At 57.0% G+C, this 6050-nt stretch carries 5 protein-coding genes; 3 read left to right on the top strand and 2 right to left on the bottom strand.

Annotated elements, in window-relative coordinates; translation table 11 throughout:
* Both parE and ACLQ7H_RS26110 read left to right on the top strand, forming a co-directional pair.
* The coding region (gene parE, locus ACLQ7H_RS26115) for a DNA topoisomerase 4 subunit B (RefSeq protein WP_411755186.1) at window positions 1–1722 on the top strand (1722 nt) is incomplete at its 5' end.
* Between the two features lie 92 nt (window positions 1723–1814).
* Window positions 1815–2714: a LysR substrate-binding domain-containing protein gene (locus ACLQ7H_RS26110; RefSeq protein ID WP_411755185.1), complete on the top strand. Its 900-nt coding sequence runs from the start codon at window positions 1815–1817 to the stop codon at window positions 2712–2714.
* A 242-nt stretch (window positions 2715–2956) separates the two neighbouring features.
* Here ACLQ7H_RS26110 and ACLQ7H_RS26105 read toward each other — a convergent pair whose 3' ends face one another.
* Together ACLQ7H_RS26105 and ACLQ7H_RS26100 are read right to left on the bottom strand one after the other, a co-directional pair.
* The gene (locus ACLQ7H_RS26105) at window positions 2957–3268 is read right to left on the bottom strand and encodes a putative quinol monooxygenase (protein ID WP_411755184.1); all 312 of its coding nucleotides are present in this window, start codon (window positions 3266–3268) and stop codon (window positions 2957–2959) included.
* A gap of 45 nt (window positions 3269–3313) precedes the next feature.
* The gene (locus tag ACLQ7H_RS26100; protein ID WP_021179520.1) at window positions 3314–3895 is read right to left on the bottom strand and encodes an NAD(P)H-dependent oxidoreductase; all 582 of its coding nucleotides are present in this window, start codon (window positions 3893–3895) and stop codon (window positions 3314–3316) included.
* A gap of 278 nt (window positions 3896–4173) precedes the next feature.
* Between ACLQ7H_RS26100 and parC the strand changes: the two genes are divergently transcribed.
* A partial coding sequence (gene parC / locus ACLQ7H_RS26095) for a DNA topoisomerase IV subunit A (RefSeq protein WP_411755183.1) occupies window positions 4174–6050 on the top strand: 1877 nt, incomplete at its 3' end.

Here is a 6050-nt window from a genome sequence, read left to right as displayed (position 1 = left end):
ATCCTGCACGCCGATCAGTCACTGGAAGTGATCGACGACGGCCGCGGCATGCCGGTGGATATCCACCCTGAAGAAGGCGTACCGGCGGTTGAGTTGATCATGTGTCGTCTGCACGCGGTCGGTAAATTTTCCAACAAGAACTACCAGTTCTCCGGCGGCCTGCACGGCGTGGGGATTTCGGTGGTCAACGCCCTGTCCAAACGGGTGGAAGTCAACGTCAAGCGCGACGGTAACGTCTATAGCATCGCTTTTGAGAACGGCGACAAGGTACAGGATTTGGCGGTGACCGGTAGCTGCGGTAAACGCAACACCGGTACCAGCATTCATTTCTGGCCTGACGAGCAGTTCTTCGACAGCCCGCGCTTCTCGGTTTCCCGCCTGTCGCACCTGCTGAAAGCCAAAGCGGTGCTGTGCCCTGGCGTTGAAATCTACTTTATCGACAAGCTGAACAATACCGAGCAGCGCTGGTGCTACCAGGACGGCCTGACCGACTACCTGATGGAAGCGGTTAACGGCCTGATCACCTTGCCGGAGAAGGCGTTTGTCGGCAATTTTGCCGGTGATACCGAAGCGGTGGACTGGGCGTTGCTGTGGTTGCCGGAGGGCGGGGAACTGCTGACGGAAAGCTACGTCAACCTGATCCCAACCATGCAGGGTGGTACGCACGTCAACGGCCTGCGCCAAGGGCTGTTGGATGCGATGCGTGAGTTCTGTGAATTCCGCAATATCCTGCCGCGCGGTGTGAAGCTGTCTGCGGAAGATATCTGGGATCGCTGTGCTTACGTGTTGTCGGTGAAAATGCAGGATCCGCAATTCGCGGGCCAAACCAAAGAGCGGCTCTCTTCCCGCCAGTGCGCGGCGTTTGTTTCCGGCGTGGTGAAAGATGCCTTCAGCTTATGGCTGAATCAGAACGTCCAGGCTGCCGAGCAGTTGGCCGAACTGGCGATCTCCAGCGCTCAACGTCGCCTGCGTGCGGCGAAGAAGGTGGTGCGTAAGAAGCTGACCAGCGGGCCTGCGTTACCGGGCAAGCTGGCGGACTGCACCTCACAGGATCTGAGCATGACCGAACTGTTCCTGGTGGAAGGGGACTCGGCGGGCGGCTCGGCCAAGCAGGCGCGCGATCGCGAATATCAGGCGATCATGCCGCTGAAGGGCAAGATCCTCAACACTTGGGAAGTCTCCTCAGACGAAGTGTTGGCCTCGCAGGAAGTCCATGATATCTCCGTGGCGATCGGCATCGATCCCGACAGCGAAGATCTTAGCCAACTGCGCTACGGCAAAATCTGTATCCTGGCGGATGCGGACTCCGACGGCCTGCACATCGCCACGCTGCTGTGTGCGTTGTTTGTCCGCCACTTCCGTACGCTGGTGAGGGGCGGCCATGTGCACGTTGCGATGCCGCCGTTATACCGTATCGACCTGGGCAAAGAAGTCTATTACGCCCTCGACGAAGAAGAGAAAGCCGGCGTGTTGGAGCAGTTGAAGCGTAAGAAGGGCAAGCCGAACGTACAGCGCTTTAAAGGGCTGGGTGAGATGAACCCGCTGCAACTGCGTGAAACGACGCTCGATCCCAACACTCGCCGCCTGGTGCAGTTGACCATCGATGACGAGAATACCGATCAGACCATGGCCATTATGGACATGCTGTTGGCGAAGAAGCGTTCAGAAGACCGTCGCAACTGGCTGCAAGACAAGGGCGATACCGCCGAGCTTTCCGTCTGATGCCTGCGGGGCCGCAACCGCGGCCCCAAGTTTTTACACTGTGCCATCCCAGGCGCACTGCGTGCTGCGCCCGATAACCCAGGGCGGAATGCATGAAAATCACCCTCGAAGAACTCTTGGCTTATACCTCCGTGGTCGACAGCGGTTCGATCACCGCCGCCGCCGAACAGCTTGGCCAAACCACCTCTGGCATTAGCCGGGCGCTGAGCCGTCTGGAAAAAAAACTCGATACCACCTTACTGCGCCGCACGACACGTCGCCTGGAATTGACCGAAGAGGGTCAGAGCTTTTTGGCCCATGCGCGGGAAATTATCAACTCGGTAGAACATGCCGAGGAGCAGATGGCATTGCGTCGTCTGAACCCGGCGGGCAGGCTGCGGGTCAACGCTGCCGCGCCCTTTATGGAACATGTGATCGTGCCGCTGGTCGCCGGTTTCCGCCAACGTTTCCCACAAATTGAGCTGGAGCTGAACACCGATAACCTGATTATCGATCTGCTGGAGAAGCGCACCGATATCGCCATTCGTATTGGCGCATTGCGAGACTCCACCATCCACGCGCGCCTGCTGGGAGCCAGCCGGTTACGCATCCTTGCCAGCCCGGACTATATTGCCCGCTTTGGAGCACCGCAGAGTGTCGAAGAGCTCAACCACCACAGCCTGCTGGGCTTTACGCAACCCGAGTCGCTCAATCTGTGGCCGCTTCTCCATCGGCAGGCGGAGCGCTTTGCCATTACTCCAACGTTATCGGCTTCCAGCGGTGAAACGCTGCGGCAACTGGCGCTACGCGGGGAAGGGATCGCTCAATTGGCCGATTTTATGACGCGGGAAGATCAGCGGGAAGGGCGTCTGGTTCAACTGCTGGTGGCAGAAACGTTGGATGTCCGCCAGCCGATCAATGCGGTGTATTATCGCAATGCCCAACTGGCCGCACGTATTACCTGTTTTCTGGACTATGTCAGCGCGCATATCACCGATGCACAGAGCCTGTAGAGCGGAGATGTCTGTTGCCCTCACCCCAGCCCTCTCCCACATGGAGAGGGGGCTGATACGGAGCGCGTGATAGGCCCGTGCCACTTCGGAAAGTAGGGAGTAAGAGCAAGAAATATAGAGTATTACGCAGCGCAATCAACAAACTCGATTGCCCCTTCACCTAGGTGAGTCAGCCAGCGTTCATGGAGAATCACTATGCTTTCAGTCCAACTCGATCGGTCCCCTCTCCCTGTGGGAGAGGGTTAGGGTGAGGGGGCATCCAGCACGTAAATGGTCGTATCCAGCACGCTGTCCTTGATGGTTTCACGGTGCTTGAGCATGTGATCCATTTGCAGGTGCTGTTCCAGATGCGCTTGGGTCTGCCACTTCTCCAGCATAAAGATGGAATCCGGCGAACGCTTTTGCCACGGCGCCTGGGTATCGGCGTCGATCATCGGCTGATAGCCGCCGCAGCCTTCTTCCGCCAACACCGCTGGCAACAGTTTCTCAATCGCTTGTAATACGCTGTCACGATGACCTGGTCTGGTTCTGATTTCTGCAATTACGGTGATCATTATGGCCTCACTGGTTAACGGTATGATTTATAAAACCCATCACAGTTAAGCAAACACTTCGCCCAGATGTGCGCGCAAACGTGCGATATCGCTGGCGATATCCGGCTGTTTGATGACGTCATTGCAAATGAAGGTCGGCAGTGCTTCCATCCCCAGGAACTGGTTGGCCTTGTGGAAGTGCAGATAAACGCCGTCTACGCCCACGCCGTGGAAGAACTGGTCGGGATCGGTAAAGGCTTCTAGAGGGGCATTCCAGGTCAGGCTCAGCATGTAGGTCTTGCCTTGGATTAACCCGCCAGAACCGTATTTTTTGCTGGCATCGGAACGGGTGCGGCCATCGCTGGCATACAAGCTGCCGTGGCCGGCGGTGAACACTTCGTCGAGGTATTTTTTCAGGATCCAGGGCTCGCCCATCCACCAGCCTGGCATCTGGTAAATCACCGTATCGGCCCACAGGTATTTCTGTACTTCGGCTTCGATATCATAGCCGTCATCGACGACGGTGACCTGCACATCGTGTTTGGCATCGCGCAGGAAACTTTCCGCTACGTCGCTCAGGGTCTGGTTAAGCTCACCGTTGGAGTGGCCGAATTGCTTCTTGGCGTTAATAATCAGGATATTGCTCATGGATGCTGGGTTCCTGTCAGAATGTAGAATGTGATAGCCGTAAGGCATATCGCTGAAACGGAGTGTAATCCTTCCTGAAGCGGGGAAAAATGCGATCTAGCGCACAACAGTGTTGACTGCGAATCAATAAAAGCGACTGCTAAGGGCAGAATTTCGCATAAACCGGGGAGATCGCCAGCATCAATGGCTGATCCATGCAGCATCTGTGACAGCCACCCTGCAGATGAGTTACTATCGCGGGCAGAATCGACCCTTTGTCGTCTGAGGATATCTGAGTAATGAGCGAACTGACTCATGACGGTGTTGAGCGTCTACCGCTGCACACATTCACTGAAAACGCCTATCTGAACTATTCCATGTACGTCATCATGGATCGGGCGCTGCCGTATATCGGCGATGGTTTAAAGCCGGTACAGCGCCGCATTATCTATGCCATGTCGGAGCTGGGGCTTAGCAACAACGCCAAATTCAAAAAATCCGCCCGTACCGTCGGTGACGTGCTGGGTAAGTATCATCCGCATGGTGATAGCGCCTGCTATGAAGCGATGGTGCTGATGGCGCAGCCGTTCTCTTACCGCTACCCGCTGGTAGATGGCCAAGGGAACTGGGGGGCACCGGATGATCCTAAATCGTTCGCCGCGATGCGTTATACCGAATCGCGCCTGTCGAAATACGCCGAAGTGCTGCTGGGCGAACTGGGCCAGGGCACCACGGACTGGGTGCCCAACTTCGACGGCACCATGCAAGAGCCGAAGATGCTGCCTGCACGCTTGCCGAACATCCTGCTCAACGGGACAACCGGTATCGCGGTAGGGATGGCAACGGATATTCCACCGCATAACGTGCGTGAAATTGCCGCGGCTGCGGTAGCTCTGATCGACAAACCAGGCTCTTCGCTCGACGACCTGCTGGAGTTTGTGCAGGGGCCAGACTTCCCGACGGAAGCGGAAATTATTACCCCGCGCGAAGAGATCCGCAAAATTTACCAGAATGGCCGTGGCTCGGTGCGTATGCGTGCCATCTGGAAGAAAGAAGACGGCAGCGCGGTGATCACCGCCTTGCCGCACCAGGTTTCCGGTGCCAAGGTGCTGGAGCAAATCGCCAGCCAGATGCGCGCCAAAAAACTGCCGATGGTGGAAGACCTGCGCGATGAGTCCGACCACGAAAACCCGACCCGTCTGGTGATTGTGCCGCGCTCGAACCGTATCGATCTGGATCAGGTGATGAACCACCTGTTTGCCACCACCGATCTGGAGCGCAGCTACCGCATCAACATGAACATGATCGGTCTGGACAACCGCCCGCAGGTCAAAGGGCTGGTGGAGATCCTTTCCGAATGGCTGGTCTTCCGACGTGATACGGTGCGTCGCCGCCTGAATTACCGCCTGGAAAAAGTGCTTAAACGGCTGCACATTCTGGAAGGTTTGCTGGTTGCGTTCCTCAATATCGACGAAGTGATCCACATCATTCGCAGCGAAGATGAGCCGAAGCCGGTGTTGATGCAGCGGTTTGGCATCTCCGATACCCAGGCCGAAGCGATCCTCGAGCTGAAGCTGCGCCATTTGGCCAAGCTGGAAGAAGTGAAGATCCGCGGCGAGCAGGATGAGCTGGCAAAAGAGCGCGATCATCTGCAGGCGCTGCTGGCTTCCGAGCGCAAGCTTAATAATCTGATCAAAAAAGAAATTCAGGCGGATGCACAGGCCTATGGCGACGATCGTCGTTCACCATTGACCGAACGTGAAGAAGCCAAGGCGATGAGCGAGCATGACTTTGTGCCTTCTGAGCCGGTGACCATTGTCCTGTCTGAAATGGGCTGGGTGCGCAGTGCCAAAGGCCATGATATCGATCCGACTGGCCTGAGCTATAAGGCTGGCGACAGCTTCCGTGCCGCCGCGCGCGGTAAGAGTAACCAGCCAGTGGTGTTCATTGACTCAACCGGGCGCAGCTATGCGCTCGATCCGCTGACGTTGCCTTCGGCGCGTGGGCAAGGTGAGCCGCTGACCGGTAAGCTGACGCCACCGCCGGGCGCTACTGTGGAGCAGGTTTTGATGGCCGCCGACGACCAGAAACTGCTGATGGCTTCCGATGCCGGTTACGGCTTCGTCTGTACCTTCAACGATCTGGTGGCACGCAACCGCGCCGGTAAGGTGATGAT

This window comes from Serratia sp. (in: enterobacteria) (genome assembly GCF_046715635.1).
In the GTDB taxonomy this organism is placed as follows: Bacteria; Pseudomonadota; Gammaproteobacteria; order Enterobacterales; family Enterobacteriaceae; genus Chania.
Note: the sequence above shows the minus strand (reverse complement) of the source record. Positions and strands in the feature narration are given on the sequence as shown.

Excerpts from the sequence above, each read along its gene's own strand:
- ACLQ7H_RS26100 (WP_021179520.1), bottom strand. The coding sequence starts at position 3,895 with ATGAGCAATATCCTGATTATTAACGCCAAGAAGCAATTCGGCCACTCC.
- ACLQ7H_RS26110 (WP_411755185.1), top strand. The coding sequence starts at position 1,815 with ATGAAAATCACCCTCGAAGAACTCTTGGCTTATACCTCCGTGGTCGAC.
- ACLQ7H_RS26105 (WP_411755184.1), bottom strand. The coding sequence starts at position 3,268 with ATGATCACCGTAATTGCAGAAATCAGAACCAGACCAGGTCATCGTGAC.